At 72.6% G+C, this 19,317-nt stretch carries 16 protein-coding genes and 1 tRNA gene; 5 read left to right on the top strand and 12 right to left on the bottom strand.

Going from position 1 to position 19,317, the window contains the following annotated elements:
- Positions 1–3: 3 nt before the first annotated feature.
- The 9 genes from rfaE2 to ACFYSH_RS08185 are packed head-to-tail and all read right to left on the bottom strand — an operon-like array spanning position 4 to position 9,578.
- The gene (rfaE2, locus tag ACFYSH_RS08225) at positions 4–1,437 is read right to left on the bottom strand and encodes a D-glycero-beta-D-manno-heptose 1-phosphate adenylyltransferase (protein ID WP_359465174.1); all 1,434 of its coding nucleotides are present in this window, start codon (positions 1,435–1,437) and stop codon (positions 4–6) included.
- Complete coding sequence (locus ACFYSH_RS08220; protein ID WP_359465173.1) at positions 1,434–2,066, bottom strand: SIS domain-containing protein; 633 nt, start codon at positions 2,064–2,066, stop codon at positions 1,434–1,436. The genes rfaE2 and ACFYSH_RS08220 overlap by 4 nt, the downstream gene beginning before the upstream one ends.
- Positions 2,063–3,310 carry a glycosyltransferase gene (locus ACFYSH_RS08215; RefSeq protein ID WP_359465171.1) on the bottom strand — a complete coding sequence of 416 codons (1,248 nt, stop codon included), beginning with the start codon at positions 3,308–3,310 and terminating at the stop codon, positions 2,063–2,065. The genes ACFYSH_RS08220 and ACFYSH_RS08215 overlap by 4 nt, the downstream gene beginning before the upstream one ends.
- The gene (locus ACFYSH_RS08210; protein WP_359465169.1) at positions 3,307–4,269 is read right to left on the bottom strand and encodes a glycosyltransferase; all 963 of its coding nucleotides are present in this window, start codon (positions 4,267–4,269) and stop codon (positions 3,307–3,309) included. Before ACFYSH_RS08210 ends, ACFYSH_RS08215 begins: the two co-directional genes overlap by 4 nt.
- A complete protein-coding gene (locus ACFYSH_RS08205; protein ID WP_388751442.1) occupies positions 4,266–5,273 on the bottom strand; it encodes a glycosyltransferase family 9 protein in 1,008 nt (335 codons plus the stop codon). Before ACFYSH_RS08205 ends, ACFYSH_RS08210 begins: the two co-directional genes overlap by 4 nt.
- Entirely contained in the window at positions 5,270–5,881 is a 612-nt protein-coding gene (locus ACFYSH_RS08200) for an HAD family hydrolase (protein ID WP_359465166.1), read from the bottom strand. The genes ACFYSH_RS08205 and ACFYSH_RS08200 overlap by 4 nt, the downstream gene beginning before the upstream one ends.
- On the bottom strand, positions 5,878–6,906 hold the full coding sequence (locus tag ACFYSH_RS08195) for a glycosyltransferase family 2 protein (RefSeq protein ID WP_388751440.1): 1,029 nt from the start codon (positions 6,904–6,906) through the stop codon (positions 5,878–5,880). Before ACFYSH_RS08195 ends, ACFYSH_RS08200 begins: the two co-directional genes overlap by 4 nt.
- A 20-nt stretch (positions 6,907–6,926) precedes the next feature.
- Complete coding sequence (locus ACFYSH_RS08190) at positions 6,927–8,561, bottom strand: carbamoyltransferase C-terminal domain-containing protein (protein ID WP_359465163.1); 1,635 nt, start codon at positions 8,559–8,561, stop codon at positions 6,927–6,929.
- 12 nt (positions 8,562–8,573) lie between these two features.
- Positions 8,574–9,578 (bottom strand): NAD-dependent epimerase/dehydratase family protein, encoded by a 1,005-nt coding sequence (locus tag ACFYSH_RS08185; protein WP_388751438.1) that lies wholly within the window; start codon positions 9,576–9,578, stop codon positions 8,574–8,576.
- Positions 9,579–9,700: 122 nt separating this feature from the next.
- Between ACFYSH_RS08185 and ACFYSH_RS08180 the strand changes: the two genes are divergently transcribed.
- From ACFYSH_RS08180 to ACFYSH_RS08160, 5 genes are all read left to right on the top strand, one after another.
- On the top strand, positions 9,701–10,624 hold the full coding sequence (locus ACFYSH_RS08180) for a polysaccharide pyruvyl transferase family protein (RefSeq protein ID WP_388751436.1): 924 nt from the start codon (positions 9,701–9,703) through the stop codon (positions 10,622–10,624).
- Between the two features lie 428 nt (positions 10,625–11,052).
- A complete protein-coding gene (locus tag ACFYSH_RS08175) occupies positions 11,053–12,354 on the top strand; it encodes an MFS transporter (RefSeq protein WP_388751662.1) in 1,302 nt (433 codons plus the stop codon).
- 105 nt (positions 12,355–12,459) lie between these two features.
- Entirely contained in the window at positions 12,460–13,026 is a 567-nt protein-coding gene (locus ACFYSH_RS08170; protein ID WP_359465156.1) for a type 1 glutamine amidotransferase domain-containing protein, read from the top strand.
- Between the two features lie 318 nt (positions 13,027–13,344).
- Positions 13,345–14,205, top strand: a complete 861-nt coding sequence (locus ACFYSH_RS08165; protein WP_388751434.1) for a Rieske 2Fe-2S domain-containing protein — start codon at positions 13,345–13,347, stop codon at positions 14,203–14,205.
- 413 nt (positions 14,206–14,618) lie between these two features.
- The gene (locus tag ACFYSH_RS08160; protein WP_388751660.1) at positions 14,619–14,678 is read left to right on the top strand and encodes a hypothetical protein; all 60 of its coding nucleotides are present in this window, start codon (positions 14,619–14,621) and stop codon (positions 14,676–14,678) included.
- A 157-nt stretch (positions 14,679–14,835) separates the two neighbouring features.
- On the opposite strand, the gene ACFYSH_RS08155 is transcribed toward ACFYSH_RS08160, so the two are convergent.
- From ACFYSH_RS08155 to ACFYSH_RS08145, 3 genes are all read right to left on the bottom strand, one after another.
- The gene (locus ACFYSH_RS08155) at positions 14,836–16,062 is read right to left on the bottom strand and encodes an MFS transporter (protein WP_388751432.1); all 1,227 of its coding nucleotides are present in this window, start codon (positions 16,060–16,062) and stop codon (positions 14,836–14,838) included.
- 415 nt (positions 16,063–16,477) lie between these two features.
- A tRNA-Pro gene (locus ACFYSH_RS08150) sits at positions 16,478–16,551 on the bottom strand.
- Positions 16,552–16,601: 50 nt separating this feature from the next.
- On the bottom strand, positions 16,602–19,259 hold the full coding sequence (locus ACFYSH_RS08145) for an ATP-binding protein (RefSeq protein ID WP_388751430.1): 2,658 nt from the start codon (positions 19,257–19,259) through the stop codon (positions 16,602–16,604).
- Between the last annotated feature and the right edge of the window lie 58 nt (positions 19,260–19,317).

Here is a 19,317-nt window from a genome sequence, read left to right as displayed (position 1 = left end):
CGCTCACCGCCGCGGTGAGGTCGTGGGCCCCGGGCCCGCCGCGGGGGCCCGCGACGCGCGTTCCACCAGCCGGGTGCTGGAGCGACCGTCGAGGTAGGGCAGGAGAACGACCTGTCCGCCCCAGCTCTCGAGAAGCGCGGCTTCCGGCAGGTCGGAGAGCGCGTAGTCGCCGCCCTTCGCCCAGACGTCGGGGCGCAGTTCGCCCAGCAGACGCTCAGGGGTGTCCTCGTGGAAGACGATCACCGCGTCGACGCAGTCCAGCGCCTCCAGCACCCGTACGCGGTCGGCGGCCGTCACGACGGGGCGGCCGCCGCCCTTCCGGCGCCGTACCGACGCGTCGGAGTTCACGCACACCACCAGGCAGTCGCCCACGGTGCGGGCGGCCTGGAGGAGTTCGACGTGGCCGGCGTGCAGCAGATCGAAGCAGCCTCCGGCCGCCACCACGGTGCCGCCCCGCGCACGGACCCGGCGGATCAGTTCGTACGCGCCGCCCGCCGCAGTGGCGGCGCCGTCCTCGCGCGCGGGTTCACGCATGACCCCGTGGGCTCCGCCGTCGGCGACGAAGCGGGTGGCGGCGTCGACCGCCTCGCGTACGGCGAGCTCCGTCAGCTCACCGTCGGCGAGCCGGCCGGCGGCCGTCGCCGCGAATCTGTCCCCGGCACCGCAGCAGTCGCCGCCCGCCCGGTACGGGACGGGCACCAGCAGCGGTGTGCCGCCCTGGGACAGCAGCGCGCCGTTCTCGCCCAGGGTCACGGCCACCGAGGCGGCGTCCCACATCTCCAGCAGTCGCCGGGCGTCCGCGGCCGCCTGCCGCAGACCGGTGCGCGGGGCCTCCCCTCCACCGCCCGGCTCGGGAGCATCGCGGCCGGCGAAGTGCCGGGCCTCGGCGGCGGCCGGCGTGGCCAGCCTGGTACCGGTGACGGGCGGGCCGCCCGCCGGGTGCGGGTCCCAGACCACCGGCACGTGGGGGGCCCGCGCGGTCAGGGGGTCGCGCAGCACGTCCGCGGCGCCCCGGCCGTAGTCGGCCACCAGGACGGCGCGCGCCCCGGCGACGGCCTCCTCGGCCTGCGCGGTGGCGCCCGTGGCACGTCCGTCCCCGTCGTCGAGCCGCAGGAGCGGACGCCCGTCGGCCATGAGTCTGGTCTTGCTGGCCAGCGCCCCGGCGAGGGGCATCTCGACGAGGCGGACCCGGTCGCGGAGCATTTCCCTGACCGTGCGCGAGGCGCCGTCGTCCCCGAGGGCGGTGACCAGGGTGACCTCCCTGTCGTCCGCCGCCGCGAGGCAGGCGGCCAGCGCCGCCCCGCCGGGCCGGGCGGACCGTTCGTTGCGGGAGAGCACGGGGACGGGCGCGTCGGGGGCGAGGCGTTCCGCGTGGCCGGACAGGTCGCGGTCGAGCAGGGCGTCGCCCACGACGAGCAGAGGGGTGCGGGACTTCATGCCAGGTCCTCCTCGGCGGGTGTCCTGTTCGCCGGACTCGGCCGTTCGCCCCGGGCCTCGCGGGCGGCGATCTCCCGGTCGAAGGATTCGCAGATCATGTGGACGGCTACGAGGTGCAGTTCCTGGACCGTCGCGGAGACCGCGGCCTCGACGCACAGCGCCTCGTCGCTCGACGCCGCCAGCGGATTGGGCTCGGGCCCGGTCAGCGCCCATACCGGCATGCCGATCCGACGCGCCTCCGTCGCCGCCGTCAGCAGGTTGGCGCTCGCCCCGCTGGTCGACAGGAGCATGAGTACGTCGCCGGGGCGGCCGTGTGCGCAGGTCTGCCGGGCGAACACCTCCTGGACGCCGTAGTCGTTGGCGATGGCGGTGGTGGAGGACGTGTCGGCGTGCAGGGCGATCGCCGAGTACGCCGGGCGGTCGTCGCGGTAACGGCCGACGAGTTCGGCGGTCAGGTGCTGGGCCTGGGCGGCGCTGCCGCCGTTGCCCGCCACGAGCAACCGGCCGCCGTCGGCCAGGACGCCTGCCAGGGCCGCCCCCCACCGCTCGGTGACGGCGGCGGCCGTGCGGAAGGCCGGGAGCGCGCGGGCCAGATCGTCACAGTGCTGGCCTGGAGCGATGATCTTCATCGTGCCACCTCCGAGGGCTGGGAGTGCGGACTGAGCCGGGAGTAGACCCGTGCGACGCCGTCGGCCACCTCGTCCCAGGTGTAGCGGGCGAGCGCGTGGGCCCGGCCCGCCGCGCCGTAGCGGGCGCGGCGGGCCGGGTCGTCGAGCAGTGAGCGGATGACGGCGGCGAGGTCGTGGTCGTCGCCGGCGGCGTCGACAGGAGGTACGTGGGTACCGGTCACACCGTCGACGACGGTGTCGAGCTGACCCCCGACAGCCGTGGCGACGACGGGGACGCCACAGGCCATGGCCTCGATGGGGACGATGCCGAAGGGCTCGTACCGGGGCAGTGAGAGAAGCAGGTCTGCGCTGGAGATGAGGCCGGGCATCAGGTGTTGCGGAACGCAGCCGAGCATGCGGACCCGTTCGGTCACCCCGTACTCGGAGGCGATCTTGCGCAGTCTCCCGGCCTCCGGGTCGGCGAACAGCAGCGGGGCCTGCGGGCCGCCCGCGATGAGCAGTTCGGCGTCGGGCACCCCGGACAGCGCCCTGATCGCACGGTCGAAACCCTTGCGGGGCACGAGCCGTCCTACGGACAGGAGCCGGCGGGGGGCGCCGTCCGGCCGACGGGTGGCGGGCCTCGGCGAGAAGTGCGACGTGTCGACCCCGCACGGCACGACGTCGATCCGGTCGCGCGGAACGCCCATGGCGACGAGTTCGTTCACCTCGTCGGCACAGGTCGCGACGACCGCGTCGGCCTCGAGCCCGATGCGGGCCTCGAGTTCGAGACGTGCCCGCGGACTGGTGTCCTCGGAACCCTGGTGTCGGCGCTTCACCGTGCCCAGCGCGTGGTAGGTCTGCACCACCGGGATGTCCGTGTTCCGGGCCCCGGTGAGGGCGGCCAGCCCGGACATCCAGAAGTGCGCGTGGACGACGTCGGGCTGTGTGTGCCGCCACATCCTGGCCAGGTGAGCGCCGAACTCAGGCATGTGGGCGAAGAGTTCGTCCTTGGGCACGGCGGTGGGCGGCCCCGCCGGCACATGCACGACCTTCACTCCCTGCGGGGTCCGCACCGTGACCGGTGCGTCGGTGCTGTCCCGCCGCGTGTAGACGGTGACGTCATGTCCGCGCAGAACCAGCTTGCGGGCCAACTGCGCCACGTAGACGTTCTGGCCGCCGGCGTCCGGACCGCCCAGTGCCGCCAGGGGACTCGCGTGCTCGGACACCAGGGCGACCCGGCCGGGGTTCTGCTTCGGCTGCGTCATCGCGTGACCTCTTTCATGAGTCGTTCCCAGTCGTCGAGGAATCGCTGGACGCCGTACCGCGCACGCGCGGCTGCGCGCGCCCGGCTGCCCGTCCGCTCGGCGTACGCCGCGTCCGCCAGGAAGCGCCGCAGGGCGTCGTTGAGCACGTCGGGCCTGTTGGAGACCACTCCCGCGTCCGGCGGCACCGCCTCCCGGACCTCCGTGGTCCCCAGTGCGACGACGGGCATCCCGAGGAACATCGCTTCGAGGAGGGAGAGTCCCAGCGAGGTCCACCGCACCGGATGCAGATAGACCCGGCAGCGGGCCATGGCCGGGTGCAGCCGGCTCTGCGGGAGTTCCGAGGTGCGGCACAGTTCCGGCGGCAGGTCCAGATGCCGGGCGAGCCCTTGCGTCCCCATGCCGAACACATGCAGGGGCGCGGCCTGCGCGAAGCGGGGCAGCAGATCCGTCCCGGTGGTGCGTCCGCGTCGGACGGGTTCGTTGACCACCACGGCGGCTCTCGGCTCGGTGCCGGTCCAGAGGGACCCGGGGTCGATGATCCCGTGCTCGATCACGGTGGTGGGGGCGCGGCCGTTGTCCCACATCAGCCGGTTGAAGTGGGTGACGTGGACGACGGGGATGTCCGTCCGGCCGGCGACGGGGTGCACGGTGTCCACGGGTGCCCCGGAGGGGCTGTTGTGCTCGACGTACACGGCAGGGACGTCGTGCCCGGGGCGGCGGCCGGTCCACGCGTGGGTGAGCTCGACCTCGTGCGGCCGTTGCAGGACGACGAGGTCGATCCGACTGTCGCGCAGTTCCCCCGGGGTGCGCTCCTGCACGGACGAGGGCCAGGTCCAGGTCCGGGCACGGCCCAGGCCGTCGGGTCCGCGGTCGGGCGTCACCGGCACGAGGTAGGTGTGCGGGCCCTGGACGAAGGAGGTCAGCCACGAGCCGTGCACGTGCCAGATGAGGATGTTCATGCGCTCTCCTTCAGAAGCTTGTGCACCGCGCTCACCACGTCGTGGGCGGTGACGCCGTCGAGGCACGGATGGCCGGGCACCGGACAGTGCCGGGCCCGGGTCCCGGCGCATTCCGCCTGCTGGTCTCCGAGCAGCACGACGGGCACGCCGTAGGGCGCCCAGCGCGAGGCGGGGACCACGGGGGCGAACAGGGAGACGACGGGCGTGCCGACGGCGGTGGCGAGATGGGCCGGGCCGGTGTTCGCGCTGACGAGCGCGTCGGCGCCCCGCAGCACACCGGCCAGCTTCCTGGGGCTGGTGCGGCCTCCGAGGTCGATCGCTACGTCGCCGCTGACCAGACGGGTCAGGCCGGTCTCGGCCGGCCCTCCGGTGACGACCACGCGGTGGCCCGCGTCGGCGAGCAACTGAACGGCTTCCGCGTGGCGTTCGGCGCCCCACGACCGGGCCGGGGCGCTCGCTCCCGGGTGGACGACCACATAGGGGCCGTTGCCGGTGAGTGCGGTGGTGTCGGGCGGGGGGAGCACGCGCAGCCGGCCGTCGTCCCCCGCCTTCGGCCGGAACCCCAGGGCCGCGGCCACGTCCAGGGCGGCCTCGGCCTCATGGCGGCCCGGCAGGCGTTGATGACGTGCGTCGAGCAGTCGTCCGGGGTGGTCGACACTGTCGGCTCCGATCCTGGCGACGCCCGCCATGCGGAGCAGCAGCGCGGCGGGCAGCGGGCTCTGGTGGAAGGAGGTGAGGACGAGCGCGGTGTCGTAGGCCCGCGCACGGAGCACGCCGATCAGCCCCGGCACGTCGGCCTCCTCGACCGTCGGCGGCTGGACGCCCTCCCACGGTGCCTGCCAGACGATGACGTCGTCGACGCCCGGGAGCATGCGCGCGGCGGGTTCTCCGAGGGGCCCGCAGAGGAAGGTGAGGTGCGAGGCCCGCGCGGCGGCCGCCCGCACCGCGGGACCGGCGAGCAGCACGTCACCGAAGCTGTCGAGGCGCACGACCAGGACGTTCATACCGGCCGCCCGTCCGCCCGGGAGGGCTCCGCGGCAGGACGGCGGGCCAGGAGACGCCGCACGGCGGTCAGCAGGTCGGGAGCCCGTGCGGGCTCGGCCTCGGTCTCCTCCGGCAGGGTGGCCGCATTGGGTACGAGGATGCCTTCGGCGCCCGCGGCCCTGGCCGCGAGTACGTCCGCCCGGATGTCGCCGATCACCGCGCAGTCCGCGGCGCGCAGTCCGAGCCGTACGGCCGCGTCGATCACCAGGCCGGGACGCGGTTTGCGGCAGGGGCAGTCGGCATCGGGCAGGTGCGGGCAGTAGACCCAGACGTCGAGGGGCCCGATCAGTTCGTCGACCCGGGCGTTGACGCGCCGTACGTCCTCGTGGGAGAGCAGCCCCCGGCCGATGCCGGACTGGTTGCTGACGCCACCGGTCTGCAGTCCGGCCTCCCGCACCAGGCGAAGGGCTTCGGCCGCTCCGGGGACGGTGCGGACACGTGCGGGGTCGCCGTTGTAGGGGACGTCGTGCACGAGCGTCCCGTCCCGGTCGAACAGCACGGCGGCCGGGCGGACGCCACGAGGCCGCGCAGGGGGTTGCGGTGGCTGCCGGTGGCGGCGCACGGTCATGACCGCCCTCCCCAGGGAGCAGCGCCTCGGTGCCGCAGGTGGCCGGCGGCCCAGTGACGGACCGCCAGGGGCGGAATAACCAGGCTCGTGCCGATCATCGTGGTGATCTCCGCGGCGGTACGGGGACCGGGGGCGATCCGGGCCCACGCGAACTCGGCGGTACTCAGCGCCCAGAGTCCCGCCGCCACTCCCGCGGCCCTTCGCCGGCCGGCCAGGGTCAGGCCCGCGGCGGCGAGGCCCGCCACGGTGATCGCGGCGTGACCGGGCAGGCGGCCCCGCGGTGCGTGTGCCCTGGACCACCAGCCGGGTCCGTGCACCCGGCTCATCAGGACGTCGTCCGCGTTGCCGCGCTGCACGCGGACCGAGACCCAGCGGTCGGCCGGGCGCACCGGGTGCAGGGTGGAGCGACTGCCCCTGGTGAGGGTCCAGCCCTCGTCCATCATCCGCAGCGCGAGGTCGGCGTCCTCCCGGAAGGCGCGGGGGAACCGTTCGTCGAATCCGCCCGACGCGCGGACCGTCCGGGTGCGGTAGGCCATGTCCGCGGTCGCCCAGGCCGCCTCCTCGAGACCTGCCGTGCAGCGTTCCCAGTCGGTGGGCCTGCGGTCGGCGGGCAGCGGCACGGTCAGCCGCCCCTGGACCCCTGCCGTCCCTGGCCCTGCTCCGGCCAGGTCGTCCGCGAGGCGGGAGCCCCAGTCGGGCGCCACGCGCACGTCGTCGTCGAGGAAGACCACCCATGGCGCGGCCACTTCGCGCAGTCCCGCGTTCCGGGCCGCGGCCGGCCCTCGCCCGTGGGTGGCGAGGATCCGGACGCGGCCGGCCAGCGGACCGGCGCCGCTCACGTCCAGCGGGGCACCGGGATGGGGCCGGTCGTCCACCAGGAACACCTCGTGCGGCGGCGGCTGAGCCGCCTCGGCCAGCGCGCGCAGGCAATCGTCGAGGCAGGGGCGGCCGATGGTGGGGATGACCACGGAGTAGGCCTCGGCCGGATACGGCCGCTCGGTGTCCGGGGCCGGGCCACCGGTCATGGGCCCCACGTCTCCGGCCCTCACGTGAAGGCCTTCGACCGGCGGACCAGGAACGGTCCGACCGCCAGCAGGTCGACGGGCGCGGAACCGAAGCATTCCAGTGCCTCGCGCGGGTGGTCGACCATGGGCCGCCCCGCCGTGTTCAGACTGGTGTTGACGACGACAGGCAGTCCGGTCCGCCGCTCGAACGCCGCGAGCATCCTGGCGACGAGCGGTTCGGCCTCGCCGTCGACGGTCTGGATCCTGGCCGTGCCGTCCACGTGGACCACTGCGGGAATACGTGCCCTCCACTCCTCGGCCACGTCGTGGACGAAGAGCATGTACGGGCTGGGCAGCGGGCCGTCGAAGAGTTCCGCGGCCCGTTCGGCCAGCACCATGGGTGCCACGGGACGGAACTCCTCCCGCCCCTTCACCGCGTTGAGCCGTTCCAGGTTCTCGGCCCGGCCGGGATGGGCGAGCAGCGAGCGGTGGCCCAGCGCCCGGGGCCCGAATTCGCTGCGGCCCTGGAACCAGGCGACGATGCCGTCCTGCGCCAGCTCCTCCGCCACCGCGGCGGCCACGTCCTCGGGTTCCTCGTAGGGGAGCGCCGCCGCCTCCAGCATGCGGCGGATCTCCTCGTCGCTCCACCCTCGGCCGAGTGCCGCCGTGCTCATCGGAACGACCGGCCCCTGCCCTGCCGCGAGGTGCAGTGCCGCACCGAGGGCCGTTCCGGCGTCCCCGGCGGCGGGCTGGACCCAGACGTCGTCGAAGGGGCCCTCCCTGTGCAACCGCGCGTTGGCCACGCAGTTGAGGGCCACTCCCCCGGCCAGTGCCAGGCGGTGCGCACCGGTGCGTCCGTGGAGCCACCGGGCGATGTCGAGGATCGTCTCCTCCAGGCAGCGCTGCGCGCTGGCGGCGAGATCGGCATGCTCCTCGGTGTAGGCGCCGCCGGGTTCCCTGCGCGGGGCGAAGCGGCTCCAGTCCACGCCCGCGGCCCGGAATCCTCCGTCGCCCAGGCCGTGGACCTGCTCGGCGATCCGGTCGGCGAACCGTGGCTTGCCGTACGAGGCGAGGGCCATGACCTTGAACTCGTCGCTGCTGCGCAGGAATCCGAGGTGGTCGGTCAGGTCCTCGTAGAACAGACCGAGCGACTGGGGAAGGTGCTGGGTGCCGAGCACCTCCAGCCGGCCCCCGGTGTACTCCCCCGCGAGCTGCGAGGCGCACTCGCCGCGCCCGTCGAGGACCAGGACCGCGCAGTCACCCAGCGGAGCGGCGAGGCCGGCCGACGCGGCGTGCGCGACATGGTGCGGGACGAAGCGCACCTTGTCCGGGTGCAGGCCGGGCAGCGCCTCGGCCAGGAACTCGGGGGCACGGCGGGCGTATTCCTGGCGCAGGTGGTCCCAGGGGTCATCGAGCCCCATCTGCTCGGCCGGCAGGGCGAGACCGGGGTCGTACGAGTAGGCGACCGCGTCCAGGTCGGCCGGGGTGAGCCCGGCGCTCTCCAGGCACCAGCGGGCGGAGAGCTCGGGGAGTTCCCAGGCCGAGAAGGGCAGGGGGCGCTTACCGTGTTTGCGCCTGCTGAAGCGTTCCTCCTCGGCGGCGGCGACGGTACGGCCGTCGATCACGAGGGCGGCGGACGGGTCGTGGAACAGGGCGTTGATACCGAGCACACGCATATGCACGCTCCTTCAGAGGTTCCCGGCCGGGCTCTCGTCCCGGACGCCGGGCAGCGCGGAGAAGTACGCGATGGTGCGCTCCAGCCCCTCTTCCCAGGACACGCGCGGCTCCCAGCCGAACATCTCGCGCACGAGTGTGGTGTCGGGCCGACGCCTCTCGGGGTCGTCGACCGGCCGGTCGATGTGGTCGATCCGGGAGGCGGAGCTGGTCAGCTTGACGATCCGACGGGCGATCTCCCGGACGGTCGTCTCGTCGCTGCCTCCGACGTTGACGGGGCGCACGGACCGGCTGGCGGCCACGCGCAGGACCCCGTCGAGCGTGTCGTCGACGTAACACAGCGACCTGGTCTGGCTGCCGTCCCCGGCGATCGTCAGGGGTTCGCCGGCGAGCGCCTGGCAGATGAAGGTGGGGACGGCCCGGCCGTCGTGGGCGCGCATGCGCGGGCCGTAGGTGTTGAACAGCCGGACGATGCCGGCGTTCGTCCCCAGGGTGCCCGCGTGGGCGGTCACGAGGGCCTCGGAGAACCGCTTCGACTCGTCGTAGACGCTGCGCGGGCCGACCGGGTTGACGTTGCCCCAGTAGTCCTCCCGCTGGGGGTGGACCAGGGGGTCGCCGTACACCTCGGAGGTGGATGCCAGCAGCAGCCTGGCCCCGTCCCTGGCGGCGATGCCCAGCACGTTGCGGGTGCCGAGGCTGCCGACGTCCAGGGTCTCCAACGGCAGCCGCAGGTAGTCAGCGGGCGACGCCGGGCAGGCGAAGTGCAGCACGAGGTCGTAGGGCCCGGTCAGCTCCTGGGCGCAGGAGGCATCGGAGACGTCACAGCGCAGAAAGCGGAATCCGGGCCGTCCGGCGAGATGTGCCACGTTCTCCGCGGACCCCGATGACAGGTTGTCGGCGCAATCCACCTCGACTCCGCCGTCCAGCAGGCGCTCGCAGAGATGCGAGCCGAGAAATCCGGCTCCGCCTGTCACCACGGCTCGCCGCCAGGGCATCGGTACAGCTACCGAAGGCGCCATGTGCTGACTCTCCCTTCCGGGTGTCGAGGGGACGGTGTTCCCACATCTGGATCCTGTCGAAGGACGGCTCCGCTGCATCTCGGGGCATACCGTGGGTCCGATCCCAGGAAGGGCGAACGACGATGCGCCAAGGTCTCGACGCCGCACTCGACGAACTCCTCCGGCCCCGCGCCTCGACGGGGCCTGTGCTGGTCACCGGCTGGTTCAGCTTCCAGGACGGTGAGGTGACCGCCGGTGACGCGCTCGCCGCACGCGCCGTCTGTGACGCGCTGCGCCGTTCGGGTGTCCCGCACGACTGCGCGTGGAGCCCCGGCTACGCGCCCGGCGAGCTGTCCCTCGAAGAGGCGGCGCCCGAGTCGTACGAACACGTCCTGTTCGTCTGCGGTCCCGTCCACGGTCCCCAGATCCTGCGCCTGCACGAGCGCTACGCCTCGTGCAGGCGCACGGCGATCGGGGTGAGCGTCCTGGACGAGCGGGCGCCCGAGGTCACCGGCTTCCATCGCGTCCTGGCGCGCGACAGGGCGGGCGCCGGGCTGATGGCCGACCTGGCGGGGGCCGCCCGGGCACAGCCGGTGGGGCCGCTCGTGGGGGTGGCCCTCACCCACGGTCAGGGCGAGTACGGCTCCCGACGCGGTCACGAACGGGTGGCGGCGGTGCTGGGCTCCTGGCTGGCCGCACAGGACTGCGCGCGGGTGGAGGCCGACACGCGGCTGGACCGGCACGCGTGGCAGCTGTGCCGGACGGCGGACCAGTACCTCTCGCTGGTCGGCCGGCTGGACCTGATGGTCACCGACCGTCTGCACGGCATGGTGCTGGCCCTGCGGATGGGCGTGCCCGCGCTGGTGGTGGATCCCGTCCGGGGTGGCGCCAAGGTGTCGGCGCAGGCCGGACTGCTGCGCTGGCCGGCGGTGATCGCATGCGAGGCCCTGTCCGCGGACACGCTGGACCGCTGGTGGGCCTGGTGCTTCTCGGCCGCCGGACAGGCCGCCGCCCGGCGGCGGCAGACACTTCTGCTGCGGAGTGCGGACAGCCTGCCCGCCGGCTGAGACGCGGGAGCCCCTACGAACCGGCGTCACCCACGGTGAGCGAGACGACACATCGGTCCGGGGCATCGTGTGAGGAACGACACCGGAACCCTGACTGCCGTCTCCACAAGGAGAGTTGGGCCTGCGGTCGGCCCTGGCGGGCAGCCGTCGCACCGGCTCGCTTCGCCGCACGGGCGACCGTTTGTGAAGATGAACAGGCGCCGGACGGCAGGCCCCACCCAGAGGTGGCCACCCGCCGGCAGCCAAGACCTCACTTCGCCGCTCCCCGGGGGCCGCCGTGTGTCTTGTCCCCGGCCCCTGTCGAAATGTGCTGCGCTGTGCCTGTCACCCGTGATCCCGCCCTGCCGGCCACCGGCCGCCCCGACGCCCCCGCGCCCCGTCGTAAGCGCGCCGGGGGTAGCCCCTGGCGCTGTCTGCGTACTCCGAGCATGCGCCGCTGGTCCGTGGCCAACCTGGTGTCCAACGCCGGCACCTGGATGCAGCTGACCGTGCAGAACCTGCTGGTGCTCCAGGTCACCGGCTCCGCTGCTGCCACCGGCCTCTCCCTGGCCGTGCAGGCGGGGCCGGGCCTGCTGCTCGGGGTCCTCGGGGGCGCGGCGGTCGACCGGTGGCCCCGCAAGGTCACGGCGGCCGTGAGCCAGGGGGTCCTCGGGCTGGTCGCCTTCTCCACGGCAGCGCTGATCGGCCTCGACCTGCTCAGCATGCCCGTCCTGCTCCTCCTGGCGGCGGTCACCGGCATCGTGAACACCATCGACGGGCCGGCCACCGCCCTGCTGGGCAATGACCTGGTGCCGGAGAAGGACGTCCCGTCGGCCATCGCGCTCGGCTCGATGGTGCACAGCGCGGGGAGACTCACCGGGACGGCGCTGGCCGCCGTGGCGGTGGGCACACTCGGCACGTCGTCGGCGTACGTCGCGAACGGGCTGTCCTTCCTCTTCGTCGCGGCGGTCATCCCCACGCTCAAGCCGGCGGCACACGCGCGGGGAGAACAGGGCGGGACGATTCCGGTGCGGGGTCCCTCGCGCCGGCCCACCGCGAAGGGGCCCGCTCCGGCGGTGCGCGAGGACGCGGCGTCCTCGGGTGCGCGCGCCGGACTGAGCTACTTCATGAGCCGTCCCCGGCTGGTGGCCCTCGCCGGGATCACCGGTCTCAGCTCCGTCTTCGGGCGCAACTACCAGCTGACCCTGGCCGTCCTCGTGGTCGGACCGATGCACGCCCAGGAGAGCGATTTCGGCCTCGTGTCCACCGTGCTGGCCGTGGGCGGGGTCCTCGGCGCGCTGCTCGCCGGCCGGCTGCTCAACCCGACGGTCCGGCTCGTGGGTGTCCTGGCCGCGTGCGGCGGCCTGCTGCAGGCGGCGGCCGGCCTGTCGCCCGGGCTGGTCGTTCTCGTGCTGCTGGTCATTCCCATGGCTGTCGTGGAGTCGGTCTCCGACACGGCGGGGGCGACGGTGCTGCAGACCGATCCGTCGCCGCAGATGCGCGGCCGGGTCCTGGGCGTCTGGCGCAGCGCGGGGACGGCATGGGGGCTGGCCGGGCCGCCGCTGCTGGGCCTGCTGATGGAGTTCGCGGGCGCACGCGTGACCCTCGTCTCCGGCGGGCTGCTGATCGCCGGCGCCGTCGTCTGCGGCGGGCTGCGCCATCGCTCCCTCACACGCCGCAGGACCGTGCCCACACCCGTCCTGGTGCCGACGGCACCGACCCCCCAGGCAGCGCTCTCCCACGCTTCCTGACCTGCTTCCTTTTTCGCCGTCAGGGTGCATATCCACGCATATCGAGGGAACGTCACAGACGCGGGCCACAACCCGGTGGGCCGCTTCGAGGAAAGGTGGCAGCCGATGACCGACAACGGCATGAAGCATCGGAAGGTACTCGCCGTGGTCACCAACTACGGCGTGGAACAGGACGAGCTCCTGGTGCCCCTCGACCACCTCCGTGGTGCGGGAGTCCAGGTCGACGTCGCGGCCGTGTCGATGGACGACATCGTGACGCTGGTCGGTGACAAGGATCCGGGGAAGACGGTCCGGCCCGACCTCACACTGACCGACGTGGACCCTGCGGACTACGACCTGCTGCTCGTCCCTGGCGGCACCCTGAACGCCGACACCCTCCGTCTCCAGGAGGCGGCCACCGGGACGGTCCGTTCCTTCACCGGCTCCGGCCGCCCTGTCGCGGCCATCTGCCACGGCCCATGGGCCTTGGTCGAAGCGGATGTCGTCAAGAACAAGCGGCTGACCTCCTACGCGTCGCTGCGGACCGACATCCGCAACGCGGGGGGAGAATGGGCCGACGAACCGGTGGTGACCGACGGTTCCGGCGGCTGGACGCTGATCACCTCACGTAACCCCGGTGACCTGGACCCCTTCCTCGGGGAGATCGACAAGGCGCTCGCGGCGCGGCCCTGACCGGTGCCGCGGTGGGCCGACACCTCCGTCAGGCCCGCCGCACTCCCACGGAGTGGACGGTTCCGGCCGCAGTCGTCGCTGCGGCCGGCCTCGCCGGGCGGGACCGCGAGTCCCGATCACTGCGCTTGCCGGGGGGCGTCGGGCGGGCAGTCGGATGACAACGGCGTGCGGCTGTTTCCGGGCGCGCACAAGGGATACCCGCCCCCTATGAATCAAAAGTCTCACGTCGGAAGTCACGCCGTTCACGGCGGCAAGGTCTCGCGAGCGGCGAAGCGCCTGCTCCCGTCCCCTGACGGGCCCGGCAGAATCCTTCGGGCCATGGACCGTCTGGAACACACCACGGCGCTGGACGGTGTCATCGACGTGGTCCGGGACAAGGTCCGGGCCCTTCCGCTGGGGTCCTTGCGCGACGTGCTGCACGGACACCCGCTCGGTCATCCCCTCCATCCCCTGCTGGTGCAGGTCCCGATCGGCAGCTGGCTCTCCGCAGCGGTGCTGGATCTCCTGCCGGGGCAGCGCCGGGCGGCCTGCGCCCTCATCGGCGTGGGCCTCGGCACCGCCGGCCCGGCCGCGGTGGCGGGCTGGGTCGACTGGGCGGAGCTGCAGCACCGCCACCGTCGCGTGGGGTTCGTCCACGCGGCGGCGAACATCACGGCGGTCGCGTTGTACGCCGGGTCGTTCACGGCCCGCACGCGCGGGCGCGTCCGTCTCGGCAAGTCACTGGGTTTCGCGGGGCTCTCGGTCATGGGGATCGGCGGGGCGATCGGCGGTCATCTGGCGTACCGGCAGGCGTCCGGGGCCAACCACGCCGAAGCGGTTCAGGACCTGGTGAAGCCGGGGTGGCACGAGATCGGTCCCGTCGTCGACTTCCCCGTCGGAGAGGCCGTCCGCCGCTACGTCGACGACGTGCCCGTCGTGGTGGTGCGCGAGAGCGGCGAGCAGGTGCACGCGCTCGCCGACATGTGCAGTCACCTGGGCGGCCCTCTGTCCGGGGGTGAGGTCACCGACGGCTGCGTACGCTGCCCGTGGCACGGCAGTGTCTTCCGCCTGTCCGACGGCTGGAACGTCCGAGGCCCCGCGACCGCCGCGCAACCCGCTTTCGACACCAGGATCATCGACGGGCGCGTGGAGGCCCGACTGCGCCATCAGGAAACCGGCGCTTCGGAGGAGGCGGTCTGAACATCAGCTTTCCGTTGACGCGCCGCGTGAACCGGACCGTGCCGACATCGGTCAGCAGGGTGACCTTCTCGATGGGCATACGGATGGTTTCGGCGAGGAGTAGCGGGTGATAGACGCCGCGCTGCGAGGTGTACAAGGCATGCTGCAAGGGCCATGCGGCAAGAACGGTATGGGACACGCCCTCGCGATGACCGCCCCAGCCCGTGAGGAGCACCTGGTCGGTAAGTGCCTTGCGTACCAGATGTGTTGACACCGGCGGGATACTGACGGTGGGCATGATTGAGCCAGTCGTGAGTACAACGACGTCGAGTACGACGTACCGTGCCGGATGATCGTGGGCACGGACGGCCGTACCTCGACCGTACGGCGCCAACTCGGTTCTCAACGACGTCGAGTACGACGTACCGTGCCGGATGATCGTGGGCGCGGACGGCCGTACCTCGACCGTACGGCGCCAACTCGGTTCTCCCTGACCCAGGCACCGCCGAACTCGCTCGGCGGCGGCATGCTGCGGGCGCCCGTGTCCCTGGGGCACGGGATGTGTGTGCAGGTCACGGGACCGGTCCGTCGCAGCGGGGTGGCTGCGGCGGACCGGACGTCGGGCAGGAGCCCTGGGTGAGGAGCTGTGGCCTACGGCTGGTGAGCCGGCTCGGGCCAGGTGACCTTTCGGGCGTGGTGAACGCCGATGGCCACCACGGTGAGGACCGCGGCCGTGCCGGCGAGTGCCATGACCATGGACGGGGATGACCGGTCGACCACCACGCCTCCGGCCAGGGCGCCCATCGAGATGGTGGCTTGGAACGACGCTGTGAAGAGCACCGATGAGGCCTCGGGGGAATCGGGACAGGCCTTGGCGAACCAGGTCTGGGAGCAGACCGGAACGGCCCCGTACGCGACACCCCACAGGATCAGCAGGCTCACCGCCCCGAGCCGGCTGCCGCCGAGCACCGGGAGCAGCAGGGTCGCCCCGCCGATCATCGCGGCGGCTGCCGCGAAGGTGGCCCTCGGGTGACGCGCCACGACTGATCCGCCCAGGAAGTTTCCGGCGATGCCGGCTGCCCCGTAGACGAGGAGGAACACGGTGATGAGCCCGGCGCCCACCTGTGTCACCTGTTCCAGGAACGGGGTGACGTAGGTGTAGGCCCCGAAGTGGGCGAGCACGACCAGGAAGGTGATCACCAGCGCGAACCTGGTGTTGACGCTTTTCAGCATGCCGGTGAGCACGCGCAGGCGTGTGGGCTCCTCCGCGGGCAGGGACGGGACCACCAGGATCAGCAGGACGAACACGGCGAGAGTCAGCGCTCCCATCACCAGGAAGGCTGTACGCCACCCCGCGACGTCCCCGATGAACGTGCCCATCGGTACGCCGAGCACGGATCCGAGCGGTACCGCGGAAAAGATCATGGCGGTGGCGCGGCCGACCGACTCCGGAGGCACCAGCCGGCCGGCCAGTCCCGCCCCGATCGACCAGAACCCTCCGATGGTGATCCCGACCATCACCCGGGAGACCAGGACCAGCCAGTAGCTGGACGCGGCGGCCGCCAGGAAGTTCGCCAGCGCCAGCAGGAGGATGAACGCCCCCAGCATGAGACGCCGGTCGATGCGCCCCGTGGCCACGGTGACCAGAGGTGCCGAGATGGCCGCCAGGAAGCCCGGCATGGTCATCATCAGGCCGGCCATTCCATCGGAGATGGTGAAATTCGACCCGATGGAGGTAAGCAATCCGATCGGCAGGATTTCGGTGGTGACGATCGAGAAAATTCCCAGCATCACCGAGATCACGGCCAGCCACGATACGAGGGGCGACCGTGCCGGCAGTTCAGCGGGGTCGATGGAAGTAGTCGTTGCTGCGGACACGAATCCCGTCCTGTTGTGGGGCCTCACACATGGTTGTGAGCACTATTGCAGCAGGGACAGGAGACACCTTCTGGCAGTTTTCCGACGTCAACAAGAGCGCCCGGGCACCCCGCCGACCCGTCGGCCGAATTGCGTCAGGGCCGGAGAGCCCTGCGTTGCGACTGTTCAGGCGGTTCAGGGTGGGCTGGGAGGCCGGTGACGGGACGCCCCTCATTCGGCGGCAAGACCGCGCTACTTCGTCAAGTCGGCGAGCGTGTGCTGCGCGCACCACGCTCACTCCCGAGCCCCATCGTCATGACCCGCTGGCCCGGTCAAGGACGCCAGACCCCAAGTGGTCCCCAACTGGTCCCCAAAAATGATCAAGGGCCGGTTTCGGATTGCTCCGAAACCGGCCCTGATCTGCGACTGTCTCCAGTCGGGACGACAGGATTTGAACCTGCGACCCCTTGACCCCCAGTCAAGTGCGCTACCAAGCTGCGCCACGTCCCGCTGCGTTTCCTCCCGGTGTCCCCGGGGGGCTGCGCAGGACAAACATTACCTCACTCCGAGGACCGGATCGACGCCCGTACCTGCTGGGCACGGGTCGCCAGTCCTTCCGCGCCGCAGGTGGTGGCCAGCTTCTGCGCGCGGGCGAGCTCCCGCTGGGAGCGGATCGCGGTGCCGTACTCGAAGCGGGCCAGGGCGTGCTCGTAGGCGGAGGAGGACGCTTCGAGGTGGCGTACGGCCTCGGCCAGCATGTGTGGGGCCTCCTCCTCGGGCGCGAACAGGGCTTCGCAGCGCAGGGCCTCGCCGATCGCCGTGTCCGTGCCGAAGCGTTCCGCGTGGACGCGCGCCCGGGCAGCCAGTTCGGCGGCGCGTACCGGATCGGTGTCGGCGAGTGCGCGGGCGAGGTCACCGGACCAGGGGGCCCAGACGCCGTTGAACCGGCCGCGTGGTTCGAGAGCCGCCCCAGCCGCTTCCAGCTCGGCCACGGCCTCCTTGGTGCGCCCTTCGGCCAGCAGCAGACGTCCGCGTACGCACGGGGCGTCCGGCAGGACCATCGCGCTGGGGTAGGGCGGGCCGAAGCCGTACCGGTCGGCGACCAGCCTGGCCTCCGCCGTCCGACCGCGGGCGAGGAGGGTGTCGACGAGGAGGCAGGTGGCGTCCCAGTGGACGGGCAGTCCGCTGCCGGCCCGGTCGGCGAGGCGCAGTCCTTCTCGCAGGAAGCCCTCCGCCTCGGCGAGACGGCCGCGCCTGCGGTGCACGAGGCCGAGGAGGGTGTGCGAGAACGCGAGGTGCGCGCCGCTCCAGCCGGAGATCTCGAAGGCGCGCACGGCCTCGCCGAAGAGCGTTTCGGCACGGTCGAGCTGGTCGGTGAACGCGTAGGTGATGCCTACCATCGCGGGGAGTTCGAAGCCCCATTCGGAGTCGGTCCAGCCGAGCCCGCGCGCGGGCCGTCCGTCGACGAGCGCTCGTTCGCAGAAGCCGTTGACGAGTTGGGCGTTCTCCCCGCGGAGCATGGCGTCGAAGGCTCGCAGTGTGAGCAGGGCGCGCTCGGCGTTGTCGCGGCCCTTGAGGTGGTCCGCGTTGCGGGCGAGGCGGGCCGATCGTCCGGGGCCGTCGTCCTCGGTTGCCTGCATGCCCTCCCACAGGAAGTGCGCGGCCTGGAGACGCATCAGACCAGGGCCCGGTGCCGTGCGGGAGGCCTCGGCGGCGAGCGAGAGTGCCGCGTCCTTGAGCTGGTTGTTGTGGGACAGGGCGGCGGCGAGCCGGAAGGTGGCGTCGATCCGCAGTGTCTCGTCGAGCCCAGGCGTGTCGAGTGCGGCACGCAGGTGCTGCACCGTGGTGGCTGGTGAGGAGAGCAGCGTGGCGCAGCCCAGCTCGTACAGCATAGCTGCCCGTTCTTGGGGGCGTGGCGGCTCCTCCAGGGCGCGTTCGAGGCAGCGGCTGGCGGCCTCGGGGGCGCCGACCGCGAGGTGCTGCCGTGCCGCCTCACGGAGCTGTGCGACCAGCTCCTGGTCATCGTCCGGGTGGACTTCCAGCAGATGGCGGGAGGCTGCCGCAGCCCCGAGTCCGGCCTGGGTGATGGCCCAGGCCGCCCTGCCGTGCATGGCGGTGCGGGTCGCCGGCGGGATGGAGCGGTAGACGGCGGTGGCGATGAGCGGATGGACGAATTCCAGCGGGTCGAAGCCGCTGACGATACGGGCGTCCCGTAGCCGGGCCGTGCAGTCGGCGGCCTCCGCCGAGCTCATGCCGGCCAGGGTGGCGGCGAGTTCCTGGGAGATCTCGGTGCCGAGCACGGCGGCCGCCCAGGCGAAGCGGTTGGCGTTGGTGCCCAGGCGTTCGAGGCGGGCGACGAGCCCGCTGCCCCGGGCCGACGCGCCGAGCTCGCGCAGGAGGCCGGCGGATTCCTCGACCGGTGCCAGTTCGCGGTCCTGCGCCTTGGCGACGAGTTCGACCGCTTCGTAGGGGTTGCCTCCGGTGACGGCCCAGACCTCGCGGCAGAAGGGGTCGTCAGCGTGCTCCCCCAGGCCGGCGCGCACCAGGTCCGCCGTGGCGTCGGGGGTGAGCGCGCGCAGGGCCACCCGGATCAGCGCGGGGTGTCCCGCGGTGCCGGCACGCTCCGGGGCGCGGGCCATGGCCCAGTCGGCGTCACGTGCGGCGAGCTCCTGGGGGCGGTGCGCCTGGACGACCAGCAGGGGCAGTTCGGAGAGCCGCGCGGTGAAGCCGGCGAGCCAGGCCAGGGATTCACCGTCAGCCCAGTGCGCGTCGTCCACCATCAGGAGCAGCGGCCGGTGGCTGAGGCGTGAGGCGAGCCGGGACACGAGGTAGTCGAGGCCGTCTCTGACACCTTGCGGGTCGGGCTGCGGGCCGCTGGGATCCGCGAGGCCCAGAGCGGGCGCGGCGATCTCGAACCAGTCGCCGAACAGAGCGCGGGTCTCGTCGGCGGGGAACCGGTCCAGCGCGGGCTGGAGCAGTTGGCGTACGACGTGGAACGGCACCGAGGTGACCGTCTCGCCGCCGCGTGCGGACCAGACGGTGCAGCGGTCGGCGGCCATGGCCCGGATCTCTGTGAGCAGAGCGGTCTTGCCGATGCCGGCTTCGCCGGTGAAGACCAGCAGTCCGCCCGCCGCTTGCCCGCCGCACAGGGCGTCCAACGCCTTCGCAGCGGCGGCGAGTTCCGGTTCGCGCTCGTACAACGGCCGGGACGGCTTCATGCCTCCCCTTCCCAGGGTGGTTGCGGAGAGCACCGAGCCTATCCGCGCGCGGGTGCGC

Origin of the sequence: Streptomyces sp. NPDC005791, assembly GCF_042871485.1 — a bacterium.
Classification (GTDB): domain Bacteria; phylum Actinomycetota; class Actinomycetes; order Streptomycetales; family Streptomycetaceae; genus Streptomyces.
This window is presented reverse-complemented; position numbering and strand designations above follow the sequence as displayed.

Coding starts and splice junctions, on each gene's coding strand:
- ACFYSH_RS08190 (WP_359465163.1), bottom strand. CDS start 8,561: ATGCGTGTGCTCGGTATCAACGCCCTGTTCCACGACCCGTCCGCCGCC.
- ACFYSH_RS08170 (WP_359465156.1), top strand. CDS start 12,460: ATGACCGACAACGGCATGAAGCATCGGAAGGTACTCGCCGTGGTCACC.
- ACFYSH_RS08220 (WP_359465173.1), bottom strand. CDS start 2,066: ATGAAGATCATCGCTCCAGGCCAGCACTGTGACGATCTGGCCCGCGCG.
- ACFYSH_RS08205 (WP_388751442.1), bottom strand. CDS start 5,273: ATGAACGTCCTGGTCGTGCGCCTCGACAGCTTCGGTGACGTGCTGCTC.
- ACFYSH_RS08165 (WP_388751434.1), top strand. CDS start 13,345: ATGGACCGTCTGGAACACACCACGGCGCTGGACGGTGTCATCGACGTG.
- ACFYSH_RS08200 (WP_359465166.1), bottom strand. CDS start 5,881: ATGACCGTGCGCCGCCACCGGCAGCCACCGCAACCCCCTGCGCGGCCT.
- rfaE2 (WP_359465174.1), bottom strand. CDS start 1,437: ATGAAGTCCCGCACCCCTCTGCTCGTCGTGGGCGACGCCCTGCTCGAC.
- ACFYSH_RS08185 (WP_388751438.1), bottom strand. CDS start 9,578: ATGGCGCCTTCGGTAGCTGTACCGATGCCCTGGCGGCGAGCCGTGGTG.
- ACFYSH_RS08195 (WP_388751440.1), bottom strand. CDS start 6,906: ATGACCGGTGGCCCGGCCCCGGACACCGAGCGGCCGTATCCGGCCGAG.
- ACFYSH_RS08180 (WP_388751436.1), top strand. CDS start 9,701: ATGCGCCAAGGTCTCGACGCCGCACTCGACGAACTCCTCCGGCCCCGC.
- ACFYSH_RS08210 (WP_359465169.1), bottom strand. CDS start 4,269: ATGAACATCCTCATCTGGCACGTGCACGGCTCGTGGCTGACCTCCTTC.
- ACFYSH_RS08145 (WP_388751430.1), bottom strand. CDS start 19,259: ATGAAGCCGTCCCGGCCGTTGTACGAGCGCGAACCGGAACTCGCCGCC.
- ACFYSH_RS08215 (WP_359465171.1), bottom strand. CDS start 3,310: ATGACGCAGCCGAAGCAGAACCCCGGCCGGGTCGCCCTGGTGTCCGAG.
- ACFYSH_RS08175 (WP_388751662.1), top strand. CDS start 11,053: ATGCGCCGCTGGTCCGTGGCCAACCTGGTGTCCAACGCCGGCACCTGG.